The 25,341-nt window shown below is 70.8% G+C and carries 23 protein-coding genes; 20 read left to right on the top strand and 3 right to left on the bottom strand.

The genetic code is table 11. The features are described 5' to 3' along the window. Positions 1-124 precede the first annotated feature (124 nt). Complete coding sequence (locus tag ABZT18_RS18260) at positions 125-484, bottom strand: hypothetical protein (RefSeq protein ID WP_354993742.1); 360 nt, start codon at positions 482-484, stop codon at positions 125-127. Between the two features lie 472 nt (positions 485-956). Here ABZT18_RS18260 and ABZT18_RS18255 point away from each other — a divergent pair, with 472 nt between their 5' ends. From ABZT18_RS18255 to ABZT18_RS18230, 6 genes are all read left to right on the top strand, one after another. Further along, complete coding sequence (locus ABZT18_RS18255; protein WP_354993741.1) at positions 957-3,107, top strand: ricin-type beta-trefoil lectin domain protein; 2,151 nt, start codon at positions 957-959, stop codon at positions 3,105-3,107. 73 nt (positions 3,108-3,180) lie between these two features. Further along, complete coding sequence (locus ABZT18_RS18250; protein WP_354993740.1) at positions 3,181-4,587, top strand: FAD-dependent monooxygenase; 1,407 nt, start codon at positions 3,181-3,183, stop codon at positions 4,585-4,587. Positions 4,588-4,684: 97 nt separating this feature from the next. Next, a complete protein-coding gene (locus ABZT18_RS18245) occupies positions 4,685-6,874 on the top strand; it encodes an FUSC family protein (protein ID WP_354993739.1) in 2,190 nt (729 codons plus the stop codon). 115 nt (positions 6,875-6,989) lie between these two features. Next, positions 6,990-7,601 (top strand): permease-like cell division protein FtsX, encoded by a 612-nt coding sequence (locus tag ABZT18_RS18240; protein ID WP_354993738.1) that lies wholly within the window; start codon positions 6,990-6,992, stop codon positions 7,599-7,601. Then, positions 7,601-8,137 carry a SigE family RNA polymerase sigma factor gene (locus tag ABZT18_RS18235; protein WP_354993737.1) on the top strand — a complete coding sequence of 179 codons (537 nt, stop codon included), beginning with the start codon at positions 7,601-7,603 and terminating at the stop codon, positions 8,135-8,137. Before ABZT18_RS18240 ends, ABZT18_RS18235 begins: the two co-directional genes overlap by 1 nt. Positions 8,138-8,197: 60 nt before the next feature. Beyond that, positions 8,198-9,235, top strand: coding sequence for an aminotransferase class V-fold PLP-dependent enzyme (locus tag ABZT18_RS18230; protein ID WP_354993736.1), 1,038 nt, complete (start codon positions 8,198-8,200; stop codon positions 9,233-9,235). A 7-nt stretch (positions 9,236-9,242) separates the two neighbouring features. On the opposite strand, the gene ABZT18_RS18225 is transcribed toward ABZT18_RS18230, so the two are convergent. Further along, positions 9,243-10,415 (bottom strand): acyl-CoA dehydrogenase family protein, encoded by a 1,173-nt coding sequence (locus ABZT18_RS18225; RefSeq protein ID WP_354993735.1) that lies wholly within the window; start codon positions 10,413-10,415, stop codon positions 9,243-9,245. Positions 10,416-10,513: 98 nt separating this feature from the next. Here ABZT18_RS18225 and ABZT18_RS18220 point away from each other — a divergent pair, with 98 nt between their 5' ends. The 6 genes from ABZT18_RS18220 (at position 10,514) to ABZT18_RS18195 (ending at position 16,000) form a co-directional block, all read left to right on the top strand. After that, the gene (locus ABZT18_RS18220; RefSeq protein WP_354993734.1) at positions 10,514-11,170 is read left to right on the top strand and encodes a TetR/AcrR family transcriptional regulator C-terminal domain-containing protein; all 657 of its coding nucleotides are present in this window, start codon (positions 10,514-10,516) and stop codon (positions 11,168-11,170) included. Positions 11,171-11,226: 56 nt separating this feature from the next. Continuing rightward, the gene (locus tag ABZT18_RS18215; RefSeq protein WP_354993733.1) at positions 11,227-12,684 is read left to right on the top strand and encodes an aldehyde dehydrogenase family protein; all 1,458 of its coding nucleotides are present in this window, start codon (positions 11,227-11,229) and stop codon (positions 12,682-12,684) included. After that, positions 12,681-13,823 (top strand): alcohol dehydrogenase catalytic domain-containing protein, encoded by a 1,143-nt coding sequence (locus ABZT18_RS18210; RefSeq protein ID WP_354993732.1) that lies wholly within the window; start codon positions 12,681-12,683, stop codon positions 13,821-13,823. Before ABZT18_RS18215 ends, ABZT18_RS18210 begins: the two co-directional genes overlap by 4 nt. A 34-nt stretch (positions 13,824-13,857) precedes the next feature. Further along, positions 13,858-14,118 carry a hypothetical protein gene (locus ABZT18_RS18205; protein WP_354993731.1) on the top strand — a complete coding sequence of 87 codons (261 nt, stop codon included), beginning with the start codon at positions 13,858-13,860 and terminating at the stop codon, positions 14,116-14,118. 143 nt (positions 14,119-14,261) lie between these two features. Next, a complete protein-coding gene (locus ABZT18_RS18200; protein ID WP_354993730.1) occupies positions 14,262-14,627 on the top strand; it encodes a helix-turn-helix transcriptional regulator in 366 nt (121 codons plus the stop codon). Then, positions 14,624-16,000 carry a permease prefix domain 1-containing protein gene (locus ABZT18_RS18195; RefSeq protein WP_354993729.1) on the top strand — a complete coding sequence of 459 codons (1,377 nt, stop codon included), beginning with the start codon at positions 14,624-14,626 and terminating at the stop codon, positions 15,998-16,000. Before ABZT18_RS18200 ends, ABZT18_RS18195 begins: the two co-directional genes overlap by 4 nt. Before the next feature lie 60 nt (positions 16,001-16,060). On the opposite strand, the gene ABZT18_RS18190 is transcribed toward ABZT18_RS18195, so the two are convergent. Further along, a complete protein-coding gene (locus ABZT18_RS18190; RefSeq protein WP_354993728.1) occupies positions 16,061-16,918 on the bottom strand; it encodes an SPFH domain-containing protein in 858 nt (285 codons plus the stop codon). A 223-nt stretch (positions 16,919-17,141) separates the two neighbouring features. Between ABZT18_RS18190 and ABZT18_RS18185 the strand changes: the two genes are divergently transcribed. From ABZT18_RS18185 to ABZT18_RS18150, 8 genes are all read left to right on the top strand, one after another. Beyond that, the gene (locus ABZT18_RS18185) at positions 17,142-17,903 is read left to right on the top strand and encodes an ABC transporter ATP-binding protein (protein WP_354993727.1); all 762 of its coding nucleotides are present in this window, start codon (positions 17,142-17,144) and stop codon (positions 17,901-17,903) included. Continuing rightward, positions 17,890-18,582: an ABC transporter ATP-binding protein gene (locus ABZT18_RS18180; RefSeq protein WP_354993726.1), complete on the top strand. Its 693-nt coding sequence runs from the start codon at positions 17,890-17,892 to the stop codon at positions 18,580-18,582. The genes ABZT18_RS18185 and ABZT18_RS18180 overlap by 14 nt, the downstream gene beginning before the upstream one ends. 50 nt (positions 18,583-18,632) lie before the next feature. Next, the gene (locus tag ABZT18_RS18175) at positions 18,633-19,883 is read left to right on the top strand and encodes an ABC transporter substrate-binding protein (RefSeq protein ID WP_354993725.1); all 1,251 of its coding nucleotides are present in this window, start codon (positions 18,633-18,635) and stop codon (positions 19,881-19,883) included. Continuing rightward, positions 19,880-20,761: a branched-chain amino acid ABC transporter permease gene (locus tag ABZT18_RS18170; RefSeq protein ID WP_354993724.1), complete on the top strand. Its 882-nt coding sequence runs from the start codon at positions 19,880-19,882 to the stop codon at positions 20,759-20,761. Before ABZT18_RS18175 ends, ABZT18_RS18170 begins: the two co-directional genes overlap by 4 nt. Continuing rightward, a complete protein-coding gene (locus tag ABZT18_RS18165) occupies positions 20,758-21,774 on the top strand; it encodes a branched-chain amino acid ABC transporter permease (protein ID WP_354993723.1) in 1,017 nt (338 codons plus the stop codon). The genes ABZT18_RS18170 and ABZT18_RS18165 overlap by 4 nt, the downstream gene beginning before the upstream one ends. Before the next feature lie 210 nt (positions 21,775-21,984). Then, positions 21,985-23,295: a glycosyltransferase 87 family protein gene (locus ABZT18_RS18160; protein ID WP_354993722.1), complete on the top strand. Its 1,311-nt coding sequence runs from the start codon at positions 21,985-21,987 to the stop codon at positions 23,293-23,295. Between the two features lie 55 nt (positions 23,296-23,350). After that, on the top strand, positions 23,351-24,514 hold the full coding sequence (locus ABZT18_RS18155; RefSeq protein ID WP_354993721.1) for an acyltransferase: 1,164 nt from the start codon (positions 23,351-23,353) through the stop codon (positions 24,512-24,514). Between the two features lie 155 nt (positions 24,515-24,669). Further along, positions 24,670-25,341, top strand: a complete 672-nt coding sequence (locus ABZT18_RS18150; protein ID WP_354993720.1) for a transcriptional regulator — start codon at positions 24,670-24,672, stop codon at positions 25,339-25,341.

The following is a 25,341-nucleotide window of genomic DNA, read 5'->3' as shown; positions in this document are numbered from 1 at the left end:
TGAGTCCTCCGCGGTCCGCTTGAGAGTGCGGATCTCTCCCGCAGCGAGACCAGCTTGGGCTCCTGGGACTCTCGATTTGTTTTCGCCGCGGTGAATCGAGCACGGCGACGCGGTCTAGATGGGTCTACGGCGTGCTGCTCTTGTCGCAGGCAACGCCGATGCCGAGGTCGACGCGGCCCTCCCGGCCGTTCGACCGCACGATGAGGGGTACGCAGGCGGCACGCGCAACCCACATGCCACCGACGAAGGCCATCCACTGAGCGTGCCCGTCGGTCGGCGCGCAGGCGTGCACCGTGGCGATCGCCGCTGGCGTGCCGGCAGCACCCCACCCGATCCGAGCGTCGTCTTCCCATCCAGGTGCCACCCGGAGGTCGACGACCGCGCCCGCGCGTACGACCAGCCCCCATTTGGCGAATAGTCGAGCCGCTGGATCGGCCTCCCCGGATTCCTCCGCCGACAGCACCGTGTCGTCAGGCACCGCCACGTCTTCTCCGACGAGCCGATAATCCGCTGGCAGTTCCGGCATCGCGTCTACCGATGGCGTGCATGGCAGCTCCGCACTGCTCCCGCGCGTCGACGGAGTTTTGCCATCGACCGGCGGCGCGGTGGGTTGGCTCGAATCGCCTGTGGTCGTACAGGCGGACAGCACCACCAGCAGGCACAGGAGGCTCCACGCCGTAAACGGCCTGGTCCGGTTGCCTGGCACGGGCTCCGGGTGGACCAGGCCCCTCGCATCCCTGGTCCGCACAGAATTCGAATTCATTCGATATTCATAGCACAATGCCGATATACGTGTTGGTAACATCGCGCTGGGCGACAGTGCTGGTGTCAATAGTGGAGTTGTGCCGAAATGGTGTAGTGGTTAACCGCCGAACCGGCCTGTGACATACCCAACTGTCGCTTTTTCGCCTGCCACAAGAATTGGGCCCGTAAACATTGCCGGGTACCTTCCTGTCGTGCCCGACGCCTCTCGTCAGTTGATTGCCGATCGTTACCGGCTGGTCCGTCCGCTCGGCCAGGGCGGGATGGGCCGCGTGTGGCAGGCCCGTGACGAGATGCTCCAGCGAGACGTGGCGATCAAGGAGTTGGTGGCGCCGCCGGGCCTGCGTGACGACGAACGCCGGGAGATGCGCGAACGGTCCATGCGCGAGGCGCGGGCCGTCGCCCGCCTCGGCCACGTCAACGTGGTACGCGTCTTCGACGTGCTGCACTCGGGCGACGACCCCTGGATCGTGATGGAGCTCGTCCCATCCCGATCCCTGCACCAGGTGCTTGAAGCAGAGGGGCCGATGCCGGCGGCCCGCGCCGCGCGGATCGGGCTGGGCGTGCTGGGTGCGCTGCGGGCCGCACACCACGCCGGCGTGCTGCATCGGGACGTCAAGCCGGCCAACGTGCTGCTCGCCGACGACGGCAGGGTGGTGTTGACCGATTTCGGTCTGGCCACCCTCCCCGGCGACCCACGCATGACTCAGACCGGGATGGTGCTCGGCTCGCCGGCGTTCCTCGCACCGGAGCGGGCCACCGACGGCGACGTCGGCCCGGCCGCCGACCTGTGGTCGCTCGGCGCCACCCTCTACGCGGCGGTCGAGGGACGCACCCCGTACCACCGTTCGTCTCCCATCGCCACGCTGGCGGCGCTCGCCACCGAGCCGCCACCGCCGGCTCAGCGTGCCGGTCAGCTGACCCCGGTCCTCGAAGGACTGCTGCGTCGAGAGCCGGATCAGCGGATCAGCGCCGAGGAGGCGGATCGGCTCCTACGCCAGGCCGCCGCTGCCCCAGACGAACTGGTCGCCCAGGTGAGCGCTACCGGCGACGGGCCGCTAGCCCGGATCAACACCACGGCCGAAGTACCCCGTCCGAAGATCGTGCCCGAGTTCGTCACCGTCGAGTCCGGCCTGCCCGCGTCGCCGGCTGACCCCGAGGCAGCCGTTCCAACGCCGAGCCGCACGCGTCGGGGTCGGCTGCTCGGGTCGCTCGCGGCCGTCGCCCTGCTGCTCGCGGTGTTGGTGGCCGCGTCCCTGCTGCACGGCGGGCTGCCCGGCGACGCGGGCGACGGCCAGGTGGCGGCACCGACCGCGAACCCGTCGCCAATCGCCGAGACGCCGGTGTCCAGGGTGCTGCCACCGGCGCCTGCGGGCTGGCGCTATCACCGCGACGATCCGCGCTTCCTCGTACCGGTGCCGGACGGTTGGCAGTCGCGACGCGACGGTGAGCGGGCCGAGTTCCGTGAGCCGGACGGCAGCCGGGTGCTCGTCGTCGAGGAATTCCGGTCCGTCCCCGCCGACCTGGTCGCTGAGCTGCGGGCGACGGAGAGGGCGGAACGCAAGCGGTACGCCGACTACCGGCAGGTCCGACTCGCCGCGCTGCGCTACCAGGTGCGGGCCGCCGAATGGGAGTGGACGTACACCGACGAGGACGGCACGTCGATGCACACGGTGAGCCGTGCGTTCGTCGGTCACAACGGGCACGCGTACTCGATCGGCTGGACCACCTCGTCGGCTGAATGGTCGGCGAGCGCGGGTGTCCTCGCGCTGATCACGGACGGTTTTCAGGGCCTACCGGTCGCGGGCGGCTCGCCGTCCAGATCTGCCGGCGCGCCACCGTCCGGGAGCCCGGGGCAGCCGTCGCCGGGGACGGGCAACGGTGCGACGACCGGCCCGGGGATCCCGGCGCAGCAGCCGTCGGCCCCGCCGCCGCCGTCTCCGACGCAGGGCAACGCGCCTGCCGGGAAGCAGATCGTCAGCTTCGCCAGTGACCGTTGCATCGACATCCCGGATGGCAACGCCGCCGCCGGCGCTCGACTGCAGATCTGGGACTGTCGCCGGACCGCCAAGCAGCTGTGGACCTTTCCCGCCGACGGCACGGTTCGTTCGATGGGCAAATGCCTGGACGTCGCCGGTCACTCCACCGCGGATGGGGCCGCTGTCCAACTGGCTGACTGCTCCGGTGCGGGGTCGCAGAAGTTCACCCTCAACAAGGCCTACGACCTGGTGAACACCAAGGCCGACAGGTGCGTCGACGTGCTCGACGCGAACCCGGACAACGGTGCCCGGTTGCAGATCTGGCAGTGCAACGGGACCGCCAACCAGAAATGGCGGGCCGGCTGAGCGCTGACTGCGGGCGCTCCGGTGGTTACGGTCGTGGATGCCGAGGTTTCCCGACCACCCGAGGAGCGATCGCATGCCACCCTCTCCGTCCCGGCTGTTCTCGGAGATAGCGACGGCCGAACGACCGCCCGCGACCACAGTGGTCATGCGACGTGCGGTGGTGCTCGGTGGCAGCATGGCCGGGCTGATGGCCGCTCGGGTGTTGAGCGACCACGCCGAGGAAGTGCTGATCATCGAACGGGACCCGTCCGATGTCGATGCCGGGCCTCGTCCAGGTGTGCCACAGGGCAGCCAGGTGCACGCGCTGCTGCCCGCCGGTCAGGTCCAGCTGGAACGCTGGTTTCCCGGCATCGCCGACGAGGCGCTCGCCCTCGGTGCCCCTCCGCCGCCGAGCGACCAGGGCACGGCGAAGATCTTCGTGAACGGCGTGCTGGGGCTGCCGCCGGCAGCGACCGGCACCGGGCCGGCGCTGATCACGACGCGTCCGTTCCTGGAGGCACTGGTCCGGCGGCGGACGCTCGCCGTCGACAACATCCGGATGGTGTACGGCCGGGCGGACGGGCTGCTCTTCGACGAGCGGCGTGTCACCGGCGCGCGATACGTGCCCGAGGGCGGCACCGAGCCGGTCGTCGAAACGGCCGACCTGGTGGTCGACGCGATGGGGCGGTCCAGCCGGCTCAGCGACTGGCTGGGCGAGCACGGCTGGCCCCGCCCGCCGATGCGACGAATGCCGATCAAGCTGAACTACGCGACGGCGCTCTACCGGCGCGACGAGAAGGTCAGCGACGCCTGGGTGGCGGTCTTCCACACCATGGCGGGCAAGGGTCGCACCGCCCGGATCGGTGGGATCAACTCGGTCGAGGATGACCGCTGGATCATGCTGGTTGCCGGCTACGACGAGGACCGGCCCAGCCGCGACGTCGCCGACTTCACCGCACGCTGCCGCGAGCACTACCCGCGGATGTTCGGCGACATCGCCGAGCACGGGGCGATGCTGGGCGGGGTGGTCACCTACCACCAGGCGGACAGCCGACGCCGCGACTTCCACAAGCTCGACCGCCTGCCCGCAGGGTTGGTCGCCGCCGGTGACGCCGTCGCTTCCTTCAACCCGGTGTACGGCCAGGGCATGACCTCCGCGACGCTGCACGCTTCCTGCCTGTCGGCGTACCTCCGCTCCGGCCCGAAGCCGCACGACGAGCCCGCCCGGATGTACTTCGACCACGTCCGGGTGGTCGTCGACGCCGCCTGGCAGATCTCCACCACCGCCGACATCGAGCTTCCGCACGTCGACGGGCCGTACCCGCCCGGGTACAAGGTCACCAAGTGGTTCGGTGACCTGCTCTTCCGAACGTCGCTGACCGACCCGGTGCTCAACGCCCGGCTGGGTCGAGTCACCACCATGCTCGACCATCCGGCGACCCTGAGCCGCCCCGGCACCCTGCTCCGAGCGCTCCGGCTCGGCCTGTTCCGGAGCCGTTAGACGTCGGCCGTTCGTCGCGAAACCCGCCGTCACCGGGAGGCTCGGGGAAGAATGGTGGGCCGGGGAGGGGTGCTGCGACGAACCCGGGGGAGCAGGCGTGCGCGGAACCAGCCTCCTGGGCCGGCTTCGCCGTCGTGACCCGGGGGACGCCATCCTGCGACGTGGGGCCCGCCTGACGCTCGTCGCGTCGGTCGTCTTCTACGGCTGCCGCTACGGTGCCGGCAGTTCGGTGCTCGCCACCTACGGTCTGTTCGGCACGATCGCCGCCGGGTCGTTCGCGCAGCTTCCCGGTCCGGCGCCGCAGCGGGCGCGGAACCTCGTCCTGTCTCTGCCGGCGGTCTGGGCGCTGATCACCGCGGGCTCGCTGTTGGCATGGAGCACCTGGTCGGCGGCTGGCGGGATGCTGGTCATCGGCTTCGTCGTGGCGTTCGCCGGGGTTGGCAACCCGCGCCTGGTGGGGTTGGCGAGCGCGTTCCAGCTCTTCTACATCCTGGCGTCCTTCCCGCCGTACCAACCGGGCACCCTGCCGGAGCGACTCGGCGGGGTCACGCTCGCCATCGTGCTGCTCGCCGCGGCCGAGGTGCTCCTCTGGCCCGACCCGGTGCCGGTCTCCTACCGGCAGCACCTCGCCAGCTCCGCGGACGGCGTCGCGGCGTTCCTCGATGCCACCGCCGACGGGTTGACCGACCCGCACGCCGGTCAGGGTGATCGGGACACGCGGCGCAGGCGGGCGTACGACGTGATGGCCACGGTCGAGTTGAGCCGCAACCCTTCGGAGTGGGCCCCCACCGCGGCGGGCGCTCGGGACCGGGCGTTGCGAATCTGCGCGGTCGCGTTACGGGAGGTGCTCGCCGAGGCCGACCGGCTGGCGGCCGACGCGCCGCCGGAGCCGATCCCGGACCTGGCGGCGGCGCGGTTGCTGCGCTCGTGCGCGGACACCACCCGGGCCGCTGGCCGGAGCCTGTCGCCGGGTGCCCCGGCAGTGGACCTCGACAATCTGGACGCCGCGATCGGTCGCACCGAGGTGGCGTACCCCGGGGGAGAGAGCGACGGCCGCGACGGGTCGGACGTACCCCGGTTGTGCCAGGACGCGACGGCGCTGGCCCTCGCCGACCAGGTGCGGGTCTTCGCCATCGGTGCCCGAGTGGCCACCGGGGCGCGGCTCGACGGCGAGGATGCCTACTCAGGGCTGTTCGAGTACGCGCGGCGCGGCACGTGGACGCTGTACTGGTGGCAGTTCCGCTCCCACCTGGCGCCCCGCTCCGCCCACCTGCACAGCTCGTTGCGGCTGGCCGTGGCGCTTGCCATCGCCCGGGTGGCCGCCGGGGTGTTGCAGCTGAACCACGGCTTCTGGGTGCTGCTGGCCACCCTCACGGTCCTCCGCACCTCGGCCGCGGACACCCGCACCGCGCTGCGGCCGGCCGTGCTGGGCACGATCGCCGGTGCCGTCGTCAGCGGCGGGCTGATGCTCGTCGTCAACCAGCCGATCGTCTACGCCGTCGTCCTGCCGGTCACCCTGATGCTGGCCTTCGGCGTTGGCCGTCTGCTCGGCCCGGTGTGGCAGCAGGCGCTGTTCACCCTGTTGCTGACGGTCGTCTTCGCCCAGCTCAGCCCGGAGGGGTGGCGTCTCGCCGAGGCCCGACTCGTCGACGTACTTCTCGGCGCGGTGATCGGGGTGCTCGCCGGGGTGGCGATCTGGCCGCGAGGCGCGAGCCGCGACCTACGGCACAATGCCACCGGCTATCTGGTGGCCAACGCGGACGCCGTCGAGCAGACCGTCCAGGCGATGCTCGGTGGCGCTCCGCCTCCCGACCGTGCCCTCGACCGGGTCCGTCGGCAGATGATCCTCGTCGACTCGTCGTACTGCCAGTACCACTCCGAGCGGCACGATCCGCGCCGTCAGCAGGTGAACTGGGATGCCGTCCTGAGTGCCGGGCACCACGTGGTGCCCGGCGCCGAGTCGCTCCTGCGGCGTAACCCGCCCGGCTGCCTCGCCGGCTGGCCCGCGGGGGCGGCGCTGCTGCGGGACACGGCCGATCAACTGCGATCGACGTACGATGACGTCGCCGACGAGGTGGCGCACGGCCGGCCGTCGCGCCCGACGCCTGTCCCGACCACCTGTTCCGATGAGCTGGACCGGATCCGTCCGCTTCTCGGCGACGTCGACCCTCAGTCGGTCCGGCACCTGGTGGAGATCGACCGGTGGCTCGCCGGTCTCGCCGACAGTCTCGCCCGGATCCACGCGCCCGCTGATGGCGAGCCGGCCGGCCGGCGCGAGAAGTCATGACCTGCCGGCTCGACTCGGTGGGCCGGCAGTGTGTCGATGAGCCCGTGGGTGTGACCGATTCGGTGCTCCAACCAGTCAGCACAGGTGGGAGTCCACCGGACCACGGGAGGAAATCGTGGATGAGAACCTGCGGCTGCTCTTCGACCGCGCCATGGCCGACGAGCCCGAACTGCCCTCGGTCGACCTGGCCGGTCACGCCATGACCACCGGCACCAGCCTGCGCCGACGCCGACAGCGGTGGGTGGCGGCAGGCGCGGCAGCCGTGGCCACCGTCGCGGCGGTGGGGGTGGTGAACGTGGCGACACCCCCGCAACGGTCGGCGCCGCCACCGACGACGGTACCAGCAGCCTTCGGCATGCTGGTGAACAAGGAGTGCGGGGCTCCCGTTCGGCAGACCGCAACCGACGCTGTGGTCTTCCTCACCTCCGAGATCACCGACCAGCAGCGCAGCGCGGTCAACCGCGCGCTGCACGCCGACCGGGCGGTCGGGACCGTGGCGTTCGAGAGTCGCGAGGAGGCGCTGAGGAAGTTCAAGAAGGTGTACGCGGACACACCTGAACTCGTCGCCTCCATCGTGCCCAGCCAGCTACCGGAGTCATTCCGGATCACGCTCGCCGCGCGGTCCCAGTACGCGAGGCTGGTTGCCCGGGTCGAACGCATGCCCGGGGTCGACGAGATCATCGGCCTCGACTGCCCCGCCGGCATGAGCGCTTCGGCGGTCAACTGATGGCATCTGCCCGCTGGGGCGCGGCCCGACGGCGGGAGCAGACCGCCCGGCAGGCGGAGTTCACGGCGTTCGTCGAGACCACCGCACCGAGGCTGCGACGTACCGCCTACCTGATGTGCCGCGACTGGCACCTCGCACAGGACCTGACCCAGACCGCCTTCGCGAAGATGTACGCGAACTGGGGCCGGATCCGACACACCACCAACCTGGAGGCGTACGGCCGTCGCGTCCTCATGAACGCCGTCTTCGACCAGGCAAAGCGGCGCAGTGCCTCCGAACTCGTGCTCGCCGAGCTGCCAGAGGTGCCGCACCAACGGCCCCACGACACCGTGGAACTGCACGTCGCCCTGCTCCAGGCACTGGCCACCCTGCCCATCCGCGATCAGGCCATCGTGGTGCTCCGCCACTGGGAGGATCAGAGCGTCGAGGCCGTCGCCAGCACCCTCGACGTCTCCGTGTCGGTGGTCAAGACGCAGAACGCCCGCGCGCTGACCAAGCTGCGGGCGGTTCTCGGCCAGGACTTCGTACGGATCTGACAGGCCGCCGGTCGCCGATTGGTCGTGCCCGTTCGACGCCGCCCCGCCTAGCGTCGAGACATGGAGATCGAGCAGGCACAGAAGCTGTGGCAGCCGGAGCCCGGTTGGTTGAACACCGCCACCTACGGGTTGCCGCCCGAGCCGGCCTGGACGGCGCTGCAGGAGGCCCTCGCCGAGTGGCGGGTCGGCCGTACGTCCTGGGAGGGCTGGGGCGAGTCGGTGCAGCGGGCCCGGACGGCGTTCGCCGGCCTCGTCGGAGTGCCGGTCGGTGACGTGGCGGTCGGTGCGGCCGTGTCCCAGCTCCTCGCGCCGGTCGCGGCGGCGCTGCCGGCCGGGGCGACGGTGGTGGTCCCCGAGGTCGAGTTCACCTCGAACCTGTTCCCCTGGCTGGTCCAGGAGGATCGTGGGGTCACGGTTCGTACGGTGCCACCGGAGTCGCTGGTCGACGCGATCGACGCCGACACCGATCTGGTCGCGTTCAGCCTGGTGCAATCGGCCGACGGGGCTGTCGCGGCGTACGACGAGATCGTGGCGGCGGCCCGTGCGCACGGGGCGTGGGTGGTGGTGGACGCCACCCAGGCGTGTGGCTGGCTGCCGTTCGACGCGAGCCGGGCCGACGTGGTGGTGGTCGGCGGCTACAAGTGGCTGATGAATCCGCGCGGTACCGCGTACGCCTATCTGGCCCCGGCGTTGCGCGATCGGCTGCGCCCCGACGCCGCCGGCTGGTACGCGGGCCGCGACCCGCACGCCTCCTACTACGGCCCGCCGCTGCGGTTGGCCGACGACGCCCGCCGGTTCGACATCTCACCGGCCTGGTTCAGCTGGGTCGGGGCGGCGCCCGCCCTGGAGTTGGTCGCCGAGATCGGCGTGCCGGCGATCCGGGCGCACGACGTGGCGCTGGCCAACCGGTTCCTGACGGGGCTGGGCCGGCCGACGGGGCAGAGCGCCATCGTCAGCGTGGACGTGCCCGACGCGCAGCGGCGTCTGGCGACGGCCGGCATCCGGGCGGCGGTCCGCGCCGGACGGGTCCGCGCCTCGTTCCACATCTACTCCACCGAGGCGGACGTGGACGCGGCCCTGGAGGCGCTGACCGACTGAGCCCCGCTCAGGCCAGGTGACCGCCGATCTTCGTGTAGCCGCGCAGCAGATCGCGGGAGATGATCAGCCGCTGCATCTCGTCGGTGCCCTCGAAGATCCGGTACAGCCGGACCTGCCGGTACCAGCGTTCGATGGGCAGCTCACGGGTGTAGCCCATGCCGCCGTGGATCTGGAGCACCCGGTCGACGACCCGGTTGACCATGCCGGCGCCGTAGAGCTTGCCCATCGACGAGGCGTGCCGGGGGTCCATGCCCTGGTCCACCGTCCACGCCGAGCGCAACACCAGCCAGCGGGCCGCCTCCAGCTCGGTCTCCGAGTCGGCGATCATCCACTGGATGGCCTGGTTGGTGCCGATCTTCGCGCCGAAGGTCTCACGGGTGTTGGCGTAGTCGATGGCCATCTGCAGCACCCGCTCGGCGATGCCGATGGCGTGCGACGGGATGGTGTAGCGGCCCTTGCCGATCCACTCCATGCCCAGCGTGAAGCCCTGCCCGATCTCGCCGAGGATGTTGCGGTGCGGCACGCGTACGCCGTCGAAGATGAGCGACGCGGGCCCGCCCTCGCCCATGGTCTGGATCCACTCGGAGCGCCAGCCCATCGCCCGGTCCACCAGGAACGCGGTGGCGCCGCCGTTGCGGGCGCCCTTCTCCCGGTCGGTCACCGCGACCACGATGGCGAAGTCGGCGTCGTGGCCTCCGGTGATGAAGGTCTTCTCGCCGTCGAGGACCCAGTCGTCGCCGTCGCGGCGGGCGGAGAGTCGGATGTTCGCGGCGTCCGAGCCCGCGCCCGGCTCGGTGATCGCGAAACAGGAGCGCCGCTCGCCCTCGATGGTCGGGATGAGGAACTCCTGCTTCTGCTCCTCGGTGGCGTGGAACAGGATGTTGTCCGCCTCGCCGCCGAAGCGGAACGGCACGAACGTGTGGCCCAGCTCGGTCCAGATCAGTGACTGGAGCACCGCCGGCAGGTTCATCCCGCCGTACTCTTCCGGAGTGGCCAGGCCCCAGAAGCCGAACTTGCGCGCCTTCTGTTGCAGCTCGCGCACCTCGGAATGGTCGAGGCCCGGCTGGTGTGCCCGCTCCCGGCGGAGCACCTCCGCCTCCAGGGGCATCACCTCGCGGCGGATGAACGATCGGACGGTGTCCCGTACCGCCCGCTCCTCGTCGGTCAGCGAAAAGTCCACGGTGGTCCTCCTGGCGTTGGCGCAGCCGGTCACCCTTAAACTAGCGCTGTAAGTTTTGCCGCGTCCAGACCCCAAAGCCGAGACCCGCGAGGAGCGCCGTGCCCCGACCACGTCAGCCCCGGCTCACCCGGCAGCTCATCGTCGAGACCGCCACCGCGCTGATCGACGCCGAGGGCCTGCCGGCGTTCTCCACGCGCCGGCTCGCCGCCGAGTTGGGCGTACGCGGGCCATCGCTCTACAACCACTTCGCCACCAAGGACGAGATCCTGGACGCCGTCGCCGACACGGTCACCGGCGTCGTCGACACCAGCGGCTTCGCCAGCCGGGACTGGGCCGCCGCGCTGCGCGACTGGGCCTGGTCGTACCGGCGGGCGCTCACCGCGCACCCCAACATCGTGCCCTACCTGGCCCAGGGGCCGGGCCGTCGACCGGCCGCGCTGGCCATGGCCGACGCGGTCTACGGCGGGCTGGTACGCGCCGGCTGGCCGCCCGCACGGGCCACCCACATCGGCGCTGCCCTGCGCTACTTCGTGGCCGGCTCGGCGCTTGGCTCGTTCGCCCGCGGTTTCGTCGAGGATCCCGAGCTGTACGCCGCGCACTACCCGCACCTGCGTCAGGCGCACCGGCTCGCCGAGCACCAGCAGAGCGTGGACGAGGGCGCCTTCGCCCTCGGCCTGGACGCACTGCTGCACGGTCTGGCCGCCGAGTACGCCCGCACCGTCGGCACGGTGGAGTCCGCCCTGCCGAGCGGGTAGCGTCCAAACTCCCAGCGCTAGTTTCATCGCCCATCGCCCACCCCCGAAGGGACGACATGGACCTCGCCGCCCCGCCGTCGCAGCTGCTGCCCGACGCCCTGCGCCTCCGGCGCCACCTGCACATCGCCGGCGAGTGGACCGAGTCCACCGCCAGCGACGTGATCGGAGTGGAGAACCCGAGCACCGTTGAGCTGATCGGTCAGGTGCCAGCCGGCACCCCGGCCGACGTGGACCGCGCCGTTGCCGCCGCCCGCGCCGCGTTCCCCGGCTGGTCGGCCACCGCTCCCGCCGAGCGGTCCGCCCACCTCGACCGGCTGCACACCGCGCTCGCCGCGCGCGCCGACGACCTCGCCCGCACCATCGCCGTGGAGCTGGGCGCCCCGCTCAGGCTCGCCACCCGCGTGCAGGTCGGGCTGCCGCTGACCGTGCTGCGCGACCACGTCGCGCTCGCCGCCCGCCCACCGGTCGAGGAGAGCATCGGCAACTCCCTCGTCGTCCGCGAGCCGATCGGCGTGGTCGGCGCCATCACCCCGTGGAACTATCCGCTGCACCAGGTGATGGCCAAGCTGGCGCCCGCGCTGGCCGCCGGCTGCACGGTGGTGCTCAAGCCCAGCGAGCTGACCCCGCTGACCGCGTACCTGCTCTTCGACGCGGTCACCGAGGCCGGGCTGCCGCCGGGTGTGCTCAACCTCGTCCCCGGCACCGGGCCGGTGGTCGGCGAGGCCCTCGCTGGGCACCCCGACGTCGACCTGGTCTCGTTCACCGGCTCCACCGCCACCGGCGCGCGGATCATGCGGCGCGCCGCCGACCGGATCGCCCGGGTCGCGCTGGAGCTGGGCGGCAAGTCCGCCAACGTGATCCTCGCCGACGCCGACCTGGCCACCGCGGTCAAGGTGGGCGTCGGCAACGCCCTGCTCAACTCCGGCCAGACCTGCACGGCGTGGACCAGGATGCTGGTGCACCGCGACCGGTACGACGAGGCGCTCGACCTGATCGCCACGGCGGTGGCCGGCTACCGGCTCGGCGACCCGTTCGACCCGGCCACCCGGCTCGGCCCGCTGGTCTCCGCCGCCCAGGTCGAACGGGTGCGCGGCCATGTCGACCGGGCCCTCGCCGACGGTGCCCGACTGGTCGCCGGCGGCCCGGACGCCCCGGTGCCCGCCCAGGGGCACTTCGTCGCCCCGACCGTCTTCGCCGACGTGCACCCCGACAGTGCGCTCGCCCAGGAGGAGGTCTTCGGCCCGGTGCTCGCCGTCATCCCGTTCGACGACACCGACGAGGCGGTCGCCATCGCCAACAACTCGAAGTACGGGCTGGCCGGCGCGGTCTGGTCCGCCGACACCGACGCGGCGCTCGCGGTGGCCCGACGGCTGCGCACCGGCGCCGTCGACATCAACGGCGCGCCGTTCAACCCGCTCGCCCCGTTCGGTGGTTACAAGCAGTCCGGCCTGGGCCGGGAGCTGGGCGTGCACGGCCTCGCCGAGTTCTGCGAGCTGAAGGCGATCCAGCGATGACCGGCCCTGAGCTGGCCCCGACCGCAGCGGCGGGCGGCCCCGCGCCGACGGCCGCGCCGGTCACCGTTCGCGCGCTGGTGGCGCGCGAGTCCGGCGCCGAGCTGCGGGTCGAGCGGGTACGCCTGCCCGCGCCCGGCCCCGGCGAGGTGCGGGTGACGATCCGCGCCGCCGGTGTCTGCCACTCCGACCTGTCCATGGTGAACGGCACCCTCGCCGCGAGGTTCCCGCTGGTGCTCGGGCACGAGGCGACCGGGGTGGTGGCCGAGACCGGGCCCGGAAGCCGGCTGGCGGTCGGCACGCCGGTGGTGCTCAACTGGGCGCCGGCCTGCCGGGCCTGCTGGTGGTGCCGGCGCGGGGAGCCGTGGCTCTGCGCCGACACCACGGCACCGACTGTGCCGCGTGGCGAAACCGACGACGGCCTCCCGCTGCACCTGACCCTCGGCCTCGGCGCGCTCGCCGAGGCGGTGGTGGTGCCCGAGAACGCCGTCATCCCGATCCCCGCCGGCCTGCCCCCGGAGCGGGCCGCGCTGCTCGGCTGCGCGGTGCTCACCGGCGTCGGCGCGGTCGGCAACACCGCCCGGGTGGCTCCCGGCGAGTCGGTGGCGGTGATCGGGCTCGGCGGCGTCGGGCTGGCCGTGCTCTCCGCGGCCCGCCGGGCCGGCGCCACCACGATCCTGGCCGTCGACGTCGCCGAGGCCAAGCGCGACCTGGCGTTCGCCGCCGGCGCGACCGACTTCCTGCTCTCCGACGACCGGCTCTCCAAGGAGGTACGGGCGCGCACCGAGGGTCGGGGCGTCGACCACGCCTTCGAGTGTGTCGGCCGTGCCACCACCATCCGGGCGGCCTGGCGGCTCACCCGGCGTGGGGGAGCGGTGACCGTGGTCGGCATGGGCGCCAAGGACGACATGGTCAGCCTCGGCGCGCTGGACATCTTCCACTCCGCCCGTACGCTGCGCTCCTCGGTGTACGGCTCGTCCGACCCGGACCGCGAGGTGCCCGTGCTGGCCGCCGAGCTGGCTGACGGCTCGCTGGATCTCGGCGTACTGGTCAGCGGCACGATCCCGTTGGACGACGCGCCCACGGCGTTCGGCCGGCTGGCCCGGGGCGAGGGCGCTCGCTGGGTGGTCACCCTGGACTGAGCACGCGGGTCGGCCGGTGCAAGGGTGGGCCGCGTTGCGGCTTGGTGTGGGTGTGGGCCGGGCCGGACCGGGCCTGCCGACCTACCGGCACGACCGGCGGCCCGTCCCGGGCGCCGGCCCGATGCCCGCCGACGCCCGCCGAGACGACCCGCCGCCGCTGATGCCCGCCGGGCTGTTTCGACCCGACGTGGCGGTGTTCCTCTGCACGCTGGCGCGGCTGCGCGAGGTCCGCCAGCCGTGGCTGCGGGCGATCTACGACCACGTCACGGGCCATCCGTACTCCTATCCGTTCTGACCAGACGAACGGATGTCGTCGAGCAGGGCGGACCGCAGGCACCGCAGGCAGGGCCAGATGATTGGCTCGTCGCGCCCTCTTATACCTAGCAGTACTATGCATAATGGTTCTAGGCTTGGATTGGGGGAGCGTGGTGAGGTCTCGTGAAGGTCACTAAGGATCTGGTGGCCGCCTCGGCGACACCGATGGTGCTCGGCATCCTGGCCGGGGGTGAGAGCTACGGCTACGCCATCCTCAGGCGGATCAACGAGCTGTCCGGAGGTGAGCTGGACTGGACCGAGGGGCTGCTGTACCCGTTGCTGCACCGGCTCGAGCGGCTCGCTTATGTGGAGTCGAGCTGGCAGTCGGTCGCCGGCGAGCGGAGGCGCAAGTACTACCGCATCACCGACAGGGGCCTGGCCGAGCTGGCCGAGCAGCGCCGGCAGTGGGACACCGTCGTGGGCGCGCTCACAGAGATCTGGCACGACCGTACGCCGCTCACGGTGCGCCCGCTGGAGGGCCTCGCATGACGGCACACGACGGTCCGGAGGAGTTGGAGGCGCAGTTCGAGCAGTGGCGCCAGTACGTGCTCCGCCGCAGGGAGCTGCAACCGTCGGACGCCGACGAGCTCGAAGACCACCTCCGCGGCTCGGTCGACGAGCTAGTCGCGGCGGGCCTGAGCCCGGACGAGGCGTTCCTGGTCGCGGTCAAGCGGATGGGCAGCCTCGACGAACTCTCCCGCGAGTTCGCCCGGGAGCACTCGGAACGGCTGTGGAAGCAGCTGGTGCTGACCGGCGACTCCGGCAGCCCGGCCACCGGCACGCGCTCCCGGCGGGACCTGTGGGTCATGCTGGGCTGTGCGGCCGGCGCGGTCGCGTCCGTCAAGGTGCCGGCGCTGTTCGGGCTGACCTTCAACGACGACGGCTCGTTCTACGCGCGGAACTTCACGCTGTTCGCGCTGCCCTGGCTGGCGGCGTTCCTGGCCTGGCGCCGCAGCGCCCGACCGGCGGTGATCGCGGTGCTGGTGGCGCTGTTCGCCCTCGGCGCCGTGGCGGCCAACGTCTATCCCCTGGCGGACGACTCGCAGTCCGTGGTCGTCACCAGCGTCCACCTTCCCATCGCCTTGTGGCTCGTGGTCGGTCTGGCCTACGTCGCTGACGACTGGCGCTCGTCTCGCCGACGCATGGACTTCATCCGCTTCACCGGCGAGTGGTTCATCTACTTCGTGCTGATGGCCCTCGGCGGCGGCGTGCTCGCCGCGTTCCTGTTCAACACCTTCGACGCCATCGGAATCGTCCCGGAGGAGTTCATCTCGCACTGGCTCCTTCCCTGCGGCGCCGCGGCAGCGGTCGTCGTGGCCGGGTGGCTCGTCGAGGCCAAGCAGAGCGTCGTCGAGAACATCGCGCCGGTCCTCACGCGGCTGTTCACCCCGCTCTTCACGGCCGCCCTGCTCGCCTTCCTCGTCGCCGTCGTCTGGACCAGCCACGGCATCGACGTCGAGCGCGAGGCGCTGATCCTGTTCGACCTCCTGCTGGTCGTGGTGCTGGGGCTGCTGCTCTACTCGCTCTCGGCCCGCGATCCGCTGGCCCCGCCCGGCCCGTTCGACAAGCTCCAACTCGCACTCGTGCTCAGCGCGTTGGCGATCGACGTGCTGGTGCTGCTGGAGATCACCGGGCGCATCACCGACGACTACGGCAGCACGCCCAACCGGGCGGCAGCGCTCGGCGAGAACGCGATCCTGCTGGTCAACCTCGCGTGGTCGGCGTGGCTCCTGCTGAGCTTCGTCCGTCGGCGTACACCGTTCGCGGCGCTCGAACGGTGGCAGACCGGCTACCTGCCGGTGTACGCCGCGTGGGCCTGGATCGTGGTCCTCGTCTTCCCGCCGCTGTTCAGCTACGCCTAGACGGCGCGATCGACGTGACGCGGAAGCCGGCCCACCCGCCAAGGGTGGGCCGGCTGCACGTCACTTGCCGGTGACGATGCCCGGGTTGATGCAGAGACCCGGGTTCGCGCCGTTCTTCTCGGCGATCTCCAGGCAGCGGGTCACCTTGTCGACCTTCGCGTTGGTCTCGGTGATCTGCTTGGAGATCTCGGCGTTCTTGCGGTCCTGCTCCAGGTTGCGGGTCTGTGCCAGCTTGTCCTGGAACGCCTTGATGTTGCCCTCGGTCTTGTCGTCGTGGTTCACCCGGGTGATCGTCACCGAGAGGATGTCCACGTCCGTGGCGAGCCGGGTGTCCGCGCTGGTCTTGATGTTCGCCGCGAACGGCTTCAGGTCGACGTTGAGGTCACCGGTCTGGGCGTCGATCTTCTCCAGCGGGTTGTACGCGGCGAAGGCGTCGTTCACCGCGCTGTCGAGCTGCACACCCACTCGCTGGCCCCGGAAGCTGACGAAGTCTCCCTTGTAGTCCATGAACTGCTTCGGCGCGTTCTCCGGCTTGACCTGCCACTCGATGAGCACCTCGACGCAGGCGTCGGCGAGCGTGCCGGTGCGCACCCGTACGCAGTTGTTGCCGCCGATGTGGTCGTACTTCTGCCGTCCCGCGTCCCACTCGCCGACCTTCTGCCAGGGGGCCACCCACTTGAGGCCCGAGCCGGTCACCTCGCCGGTGGGCTTGCCGAAGCTGGTGACGATGCCGACCGAGCGGATGGGCACCGAGTGGGCGCTGGAGGCGACGCCGATCAGCACGGTGACGGCGAGGAGCCCGAGCGCCGCGAGGGCGGCGGTCCGTTTCATGGCGCTTCTGGGGGCGACGAGCGCCAGGACGGCGCTGACCGCCATGGCGACGGCGAAGACGATCGCCATGGTGAAACCGACCGGCATGGGGTGGGGCCTTTCGCTGGGCTGTGTGGATCATCAACCTAGGGGGCCCGGTCAAGTCGCTGACGCCGGGGAGTGGCGTTTGCGCACGTCTCCTGCCGGCTGAATGTGGATGACATCGACATGGCTCGACGTGCATTGCCGGCCGTACGTTTCGTCCACGCGACGGCCCTGTGACCGCGGTCACCGAAGCAACCGTCGCCGCGACCGTGCGGAGGATGAGGCGATGGCCGGGCAAGCGCTCCTGTCGGCCCGTGGGCTGACCCGCGACTTCCGGGGCTTCCGGGCGGTCGACGACGTCGATCTCGACGTCGCGCCGGACAGTGTGCACGCGCTGGTCGGCCCGAACGGCGCGGGCAAGACAACCCTGTTCAACCTGCTCACCGGCTTCCTCCGCCCCAGCGGCGGGCGGATCGAGCTGGCCGGGCGGGACGTCACCGGGCTGCCCCCGGAGCAGGTGGCACGGCTCGGCGTGGCCCGCTCGTTCCAGATCACCAGCCTCTTTCCGCAGCTGTCCGCCCGGGAGCACGTCGCGTTGGCCCTGCAGTCGTCCAGTGGGCTGGGTTGGCGGTTCTGGCGCTCGGCGAAGCTGATGGGCCGCTACACCGAGCGGGCCGACGAGTTGCTGGCCATGGTGGGGCTGGCCGACCTGGCGCAGGCCCCGTCCGAGTCACTGGCGTACGGCCGCAAACGGGCCCTGGAGCTGGCCATCGCCCTGGCGCTGGACCCGAAGGTGCTGCTGCTCGACGAGCCGACCGCCGGGATGGGCATGGAGGACGTCGACCGCACCGTCGAGCTGATCAGTCAGGTCCGCCAGGGCCGGACCGTGGTGATGGTCGAGCACAACATGAGCGTGGTCGGCCGCCTCGCCGACACCGTCACCGTGTTGCAGGCCGGCAAGGTCCTCGTCGAGGGCCCGTACGAGCAGGTCCGCGCGGACGAGCGCGTCATCACCGCCTACCTGGGAGCCGCTGATGCTGCGCATTGAGAACCTCTCCGCCGCGTACGGCGAAGCGCAGGTGCTGCGGGACGTCAGCCTCCAGGTCGCCGCCGGTGAGGTGGTCACCCTGGTGGGGCGCAACGGCGCCGGAAAGTCCACTCTGCTGCGCTGCGTGATGGGGCTGCACTCCGGCCAGCGCGGCGCGGTCGAGCTGGACGGGCGTGACATCGCGAAGCTGCCGGCGCACAAGCGAGCTCGCCTGGGGCTGGGCTGGGTGCCCGACGACCGGGGCAGCTACGCCACCCTGACCGTCACCGAGAACCTCACCCTGCCGCCGACGGTCGGCCCCGACCCATGGTCGCTGGAGCGGGTGTACGACGCGTTCCCCGCCCTCTACAGCCGGCGGGACTCGGCGGCCACCATGCTCTCCGGCGGCGAGCAGCAGATGCTCGCGCTGGCCCGGGTGCTGCGGATGGGCGCCCGGCTGCTGCTCTGTGACGAGCCCACCGAGGGGCTCTCTCCACTGTTGGTGCAGCAGGTCGGTGACCTGCTGCGCGACGCCAAGCGGCACGGGGTGACCGTGCTGCTGGTCGAGCAGAACCTGCACTTCGCCACGGGTGTCGCCGACCGGCACTACCTGCTGGCCGAGGGACGCGTCGCCGAGGCGATGGACAACTCCGAGGTGCGTTCGCGGGAACGCGAGCTGCTCGCGTACCTCGGGATCTGATTCTTTCAACGACGACCCGCGCGACGACGCACGGGATGGATGGAGTGGGCATGCGCAGGACGGTGGGTGTGGCGGCGGCGTCGGCCGCGGTGGTGCTGGTCGCCGGGTGCGGCGGCGGTGGGCCCCAGTCGGGTGGCGGCCAGAAGCTGACCGGCGACAAGATCGTGCTGGGCGTGCTCAACGACCAGTCCGGTGCGTACTCGGAGTTGTCCGGCAAGAACTCGGTGACGGCGGTGGAGATGGCCATCGCCGACTTCACCGCCAAGTACGGCGACAAGGCGGTGACCAAGGACATCACCGTGCAGACCGCCGACCACCAGAACAAGCCGGACGTGGCCAACTCCAAGGCCCAGGAGATGTACGACCGCAAGGGCGTCGACCTGATCCTGGATGTGCCCACCTCGTCGGCGGCGCTGAAGGTCGCCGACGTGGCGAAGGAGAAGAAGAAGCTCTACTTCAACATCGGTGCGGCGACCACCGATCTGACCGGCAAGAGCTGCAACAAGTACACCTTCCACTACGCGTACGACACGTACATGTTGGCCCACGGCACTGGGAAGACCACCACCGAGCAGATCGGCAAGAACTGGTACATCCTGTACCCGAACTACGCCTTCGGTCAGGACATGGAGAAGAGCTTCTCCACCGCGATCACGGCGGCCGGCGGCAAGGTGGTCGCCAAGGACGGCGCGCCGTTCCCGAACACCAGTGGCGACTTCTCCACGTTCCTGCTCAAGGCGCCGCACCTGACCCCGAAGCCGGACGTGCTGGGCACCATGCAGGCTGGCGCGGAGTTGGTCAACGTGGTGAAGCAGTACAACGAGTTCAAACTGCGCGACAAGGGCGTCGACCTGGCGGTGGGGCTGATGTTCCTCACCGACATCCACTCGCTCACCCCGGCCGCGCTGGCCGGCACCACGTACACCGACGCCTGGTACTGGAACTTCGACGCGAAGAACCGGGAGTTCGCCGACCGCTTCCAGCAGAAGGCCGGCACCCGGCCGACCTTCGCGCACGCGGCCAACTACTCGGCGGCCCTGCAGTACCTGGAGGCGGTGCAGGCCGCCGGCACCGATGACGCGGACGCCGTGGTCAAGGGCCTGGAGGGCAAGACGGTCGAGGACGTCTTCCTGCGCAACGGCAGGATCCGCGCCGAGGACCACCGGGTCGTGCACGACGCGTACCTGGCCCAGGTGAAGCCCCAGTCCGAGGTCACCGAGCCGTGGGACTACGTGAAGGTGCTCAAGACGATCCCCGCCGCGGAGGCGTTCCGCGCGCCTTCCGCGGACTGCAAGCTATGAGCGGATTCGCGCAGAACACCTTCAACGGGTTGGTGAGCGGGGCGTTCTACGCCCTGCTCGCCCTCGGGCTGGCGGTCATCTTCGGCATGCTGCGGGTGGTCAACTTCGCGCACGGAGCGTTCTACATGCTCGGCGCGTTCGGGGCCTACGTGCTGCTCACCGAGGCGGGCGTGCCGTTCTGGGCGGCCCTCGTGATCATGCCGGTGGGGCTGGGCCTGCTCGGGATGGCGTTGGAACGCGCCGTGATCCACCGGCTGACCACGCTCGACCCGCTCTACAACTTCCTGCTGACCTTCGGCCTGACGCTGATCCTGCAGGATCTGGTGAAGCTGCGGTACGGCGTGCAGTCCAGCCCGTACGCCACCCCGTCGCTGTTGAGCGGGTCGGTCAACTTCGGGCTCTTCGACTTCCCGACCTACCGGGTGTTCATCCTCGTCTTCGCGGTGCTGCTCTGCGTCGCGGTGTGGTGGGTGCTCACCCGTACCCGGATCGGCATGGTGGTCCGCGCGGCCACCGAGCGGCCCGACCTGACCCGCGCGTTCGGTATCGACGTCGGACGTTGGGTGACCCCGGTCTTCGGCTTCGGCATCGGGCTCGCCGGGCTGGCCGGTGTGCTGGCCGCGCCGATGCGCGCGGTCAACCCGCTGATGGGGGCCGACCTGATCATCGTGGTGTTCGCGGTGGTCGTCATCGGTGGGCTGGGCTCGATCTTCGGTTCGGTCGCCGCGGGCTTCGGCATCGGCCTGATCCAGGCGTGGGGCGAGGCGTACCTGTCCAACTTCCCGATCGTGTCGCAGACGATCGTCTTCATCGTGATGGCCGTCGTGCTGCTCTGGCGACCGGCCGGACTGTTCGGTCGTGAGGAGGCGCCGGCATGACCAGCACCGTGGACACTCCCGCCGACGCGTCCCGCTCGACGCCGCCGTCCGGGCTGATCGCCGTGGCCCGGGCCCCCGGCTGGATGCGGTACGTGCTGCTCGCCGTCGGGCTGGCCGTCGCGGTGTGGCTGCCCAACGGCCTCTACCCGGCGGTCGCGGTGGACATCCTCTGCTGGGCGCTGTTCGCCGTGGCGGTGGACCTGCTGCTCGGCTTCACCGGGCTGATGTCCTTCGGTCACGCCGCGTTCTGGGGCACTTCGGCGTACGTCACCGGGTTGGTGGCCATCCACGCGGGCCTGCCGTTTCCGCTCGCGGTGCTGGCCGGGGCACTCGCCGCGGCCGTGCTGGCGGTGCCGATCGGCTACCTGGCGGTCAAGCGGACCGGCATCTACTTCGCCATGGTGACCCTGGCCTTCGCGCAGATGGTCTACTACGTGGCCAACGAGTGGCGCTCGGTGACCCAGGGCGAGAACGGGCTCCAGGGCGTACCCCGGGAGCTGTTCGGTTGGGATCTCACCGACGACTACTTCTTCTACTACGCGATCCTGCCGATCGTGCTGCTCGGGCTGGCCGCCGCCTGGCGGATCGTGCACTCACCGTTCGGCCGGGTGCTGGTCGGCATCCGGGACAATCCGGCCCGGGCGCGGGCGCTGGGTTATCCGGTGCACCGCTACAAGCTGACCGCGTTCGTCCTCTCCGGGTTCATCGCCGGACTCGGCGGCGGGCTGTTCGCCGTCGGGCACCGCTTCGTCTCCCTCGACACGCTGCACTGGACCACCTCCGGCAAGGCGGTCATCGTCGTGGTGCTGGGCGGCATCGGCACGCTCTGGGGTGGGGTGCTCGGCGCGGGCGTCGTCGTCCGGCTGGAGGACTGGCTGTCGTTCTCCGGGTTCGAGGCGATCGGCCTGGTCACCGGTGGCATCTTCGTCCTGGTCGTGCTGCTGTTCCGGCGCGGCATCTGGGGGACCGTGGCCGACCTGGCCCGGCGCTGGGCCGTCACCCGCCGCAGATAACTCTGGCGGGCGTCGGTGGCCTGGGCGACGAGCCCGGGTCGCCGGCTCGGCCTCTTCGCCGCCAGGTCGGTTACGCGCTAGTGCCAGGGAGTTTGCCAGCCCCCTCGGCCATCGATGCAACCGGTCGTAACTGTCCGGCTACGGCAAGCCGCCGAAGGTGCGGGGGCCGGTACCCACGGGGGCGGCGACCCGACTAGGATCCAGCCCACTATGCTCATACAGCGCATCCGCCGGCTCACCACCGACGTACCGGCCGATCACGCCGCGCGCCCGCGGACCCCCCTGCCGAACTGGCTCCTCGTCCCGGGTCTGGCCCTGCTGGTCATCTCGCTCGCGGCGTACGGCGCGTTCGTGCGCGACCGGCCGTTCCGCGGGACGGACTTCAACATGTACCTCGGGGCCGCCCACGCGTTCCTCGATGGGCAGCCCGTCTACCAGCTCGGGTACACCACGCTGGCCCTTCCGTACACCTATCCGCCGATCACCCTGCCGTTCCTGACGCCGCTGACGCTGCTCGACCCGCGGACCGCGCTCACCGTCATGAACATCGTGGGTATCGCGGCAATGCTCCTCGCCCTGTGGTTCACCACCAAGATGCTCGGCTACGAGGGCACCCGGGGCCGGCTCGGTCTCGTCGCCGCCGTCGGCGCGGTGCTGATCTGGACCGAGCCGCTGCAGCGCAACCTCGACCTCGGCCAGATCAACATCTTCGTGATGCTGCTGGTCGTGGCGGACCTCGCCCTGCCCGGCCGGAGCCGGTTCAAGGGCGTCGGCATCGGCGTCGCGACCGCGACCAAGCTGCTGCCCGGACTCTTCGTGGTCTACCTGCTGCTCACCCGGCGAATCCGGGCCGCCATCGTCGCGACCGGCACCTTCGTCGGGCTCACGCTGCTGGGCGCCATCATCCAGCCGGGCGGCTCGTACGACTACTGGCTGACCGGGCGGGCGTTCGACTCGCACCGGGTGCTGATGTCCTCCGGCCCGCGTTACGGGGGCAACCAGTCCTTGCAGGGCTTCACCGCCCGACTGCTCGGGACCGACCAGCAGAACACCATCTGGTGGATGCTCTCCGTCGCCGTCGTACTGGTCGGCGGCCTCGCCCTGGCCACCGCGCTCCAGCGGCACGGCGAGGAAGCGATGGCGATGCTCGTCGTCGGCTTCACCATGCTGCTCATCTCGCCCGTCAGTTGGTCGCACTACTGGCTCTGGATCGGCCCGATGGCGGTGGTGTTGATCGACGTAGCGCGTCGCTCACGCGGCACGGCACGTCTGATCGCCGGCGTCGTCGCGGTAGCCGCGATCGTGCCGTTTCTCATGTGGCCGGGCCCCTATTATGGCGGACTCAGCCCGCGCGGCCTGATTTGGCAGGCTAACCGGTTTGACGGGCTGGCCCAGCGGTTCGCGGTTGATCCCTACGTGTCGACGACGCTGGTGCTCTTCGTGCTCGCCGCGTTGTGGCTGTACTGGCGGTCCCGTGCGGAACGGACGGTCCTGCCGGCCGTCGGCACCGCAAACCCGTGATCAATTCCCTACGGCGACAGCGGCTCGGAACCGCCGCGAACACCAGGAGACGTCGATGACGCAGGCGATGGACGAGCACGCGATCGCAGCGCAGACCACCGAGCCGATGCAGGCCGGCCAACACGCGGACCTGCCCCGGCAGGCCGGCGTGGAGGCGCCGGCCGTCGAGCGGGCGGCGGGCGGGCGGCCGCCGCGCCTGCTGGTCCTCGACGGACTGCGCCTTGGCGCTGCGCTCATGGTCGTCGCGTACCACCTCGTCGGTGACAAGATCGGTGTTTGGCAGCCCTCCGCCGCGTCCCATTTCGGGCTGCTGCACTCCGTCTCCCAGTACGGCTTCCTCGGCGTGCAGCTCTTCTTCATCATCAGCGGCTTCGTCATCTGCATGAGCGCCTGGGGACGCTCCGTCGGTGACTTCTTCGTCTCCCGCGTCGTCCGGCTCTACCCCGCCTACTGGTTCGCCGTCCTGGTGACCGCCGCCGTGCTCGTGGCCGTGCCGAGGGGTGTCGACCTCAAGCTCCGCGAAGTGGTGGGCAACCTGACGATGATGCAGGAGTTCCTCGGCATCCGGCACCTCGACCTGTCGTACTGGACGCTCACCGTCGAGATGGTCTTCTACCTCCTTTTCGCCATCCTCGTGGCGCGCGGCCTGACCTACCGCGGTGTGGTCGCCTTCTGCGCCATCTGGACCGTCGCCTCGCTGGTCGTGCCCAAGTTCGGCAGCCCGTGGTTCAGCGCCGTCGTGGCGGCCGGCTACTCCAGCTACTTCATCGCGGGCATCGCCCTCTACCTCATCTACCGCTTCGGCCCGAACCTGCTGCTGTGGTCGATCGTCGGTCTCTCCTGGCTGATCGCGATCACCCGGCTGCCCAGCCTGGCCCAGGCCCGCGACGTCGCCTTCGCGCCGACGGCCGTCATCGTGACGGCCTTCGTCGTGGTGATGGCGGCGGTCGCTCTCAACTTCTTCTCCTGGGTGAAGTGGGGCTGGGTCGCGACGGCCGGTGCCATGACCTACCCGCTATACCTCATTCACCAGACGGTCGGGCTCGCCGTCATCGACCGGCTCCAGGACCACCTGTCGCCGTGGTTGCTGATCACTACGCTGATCGCCGGCCTGCTCATCGCCGCCTGGCTGATCCACCGGTTCGTCGAACGGCCCGCCGCTCGCTGGATGAAGCGGCAGCTCAACGACTCGATGCGCCAACTGCGGACCACTCGCTGACATCGGGGCCCGCTCGCTGAGCCTGCCGGCGCCGCTCTACCGAGCTGGCTCACCGGCGGACGGCCCGTCGCCGGTAAATCCCGCGACGGCGCATCCACCGCGCGTCGTTTCAGCGAACCCCCGGGTGGAGAACGCCTAACCCGGGGGTACGTCTGGTGCTGACTGATCTGATGCCGCAGCAGGCCGTGGAGAGCGCGTACAAGCAGGTTTCACTGGCTGCCGGGGACCTGAACGGCAACGGTGTCGCCACGCTGGTCCTGGAGTTGGCCGACACCTGGGGCGTGCCGGCGCTCTGGGAACAGGTCTGCAAACCGTTGCTGGCCCAGCTGCCGGAATGTGGCGCGACCGAGGTCGCCGTCGAGCGTGCCCTCTGCGAGGGTGTCCGGGTCGCTTTGGACGTGTACCGCCGGGAGCCCGGCCGGTCACTGCCCACCGGCGGGTTGCTGCTGGCCGGCGCCGAGAAGGAGGCGCACTGCCTCGGCCTGAACGCGCTCGCCGCCGCGCTGCGCGAGCAGGGGCGCGGCTGTCTGCATCTCGGCCCCGCGCTGCCCTGGCGCGCGCTGGCCAGCGCGGTGAACCGAGCCCGCCCACGCACCGTCGTGCTGTGGTCGCAGACGCCGGTCACGGGCCGCGCGTACCGCCTGGTGCGCTTCGCCCGGGACTTCCCGCTACTGCGGGTGTACGGCGCGGGGCCGGGCTGGATCGAGCCGCTCACCGCGCCGGTGAACCACCTGGGCACGCTGCCGGCCGCTGTCGCCGCCTGTCTGGCCGCGTCTTCGGGACGTGACGCCCACCACATACGATACGGATCGGTGCCGTATCGTTAA

This window comes from Micromonospora sp. NPDC005291, assembly GCF_040607415.1.
In the GTDB taxonomy this organism is placed as follows: Bacteria; Actinomycetota; Actinomycetes; order Mycobacteriales; family Micromonosporaceae; genus Micromonospora.
Note: the sequence above shows the minus strand (reverse complement) of the source record. Positions and strands in the feature narration are given on the sequence as shown.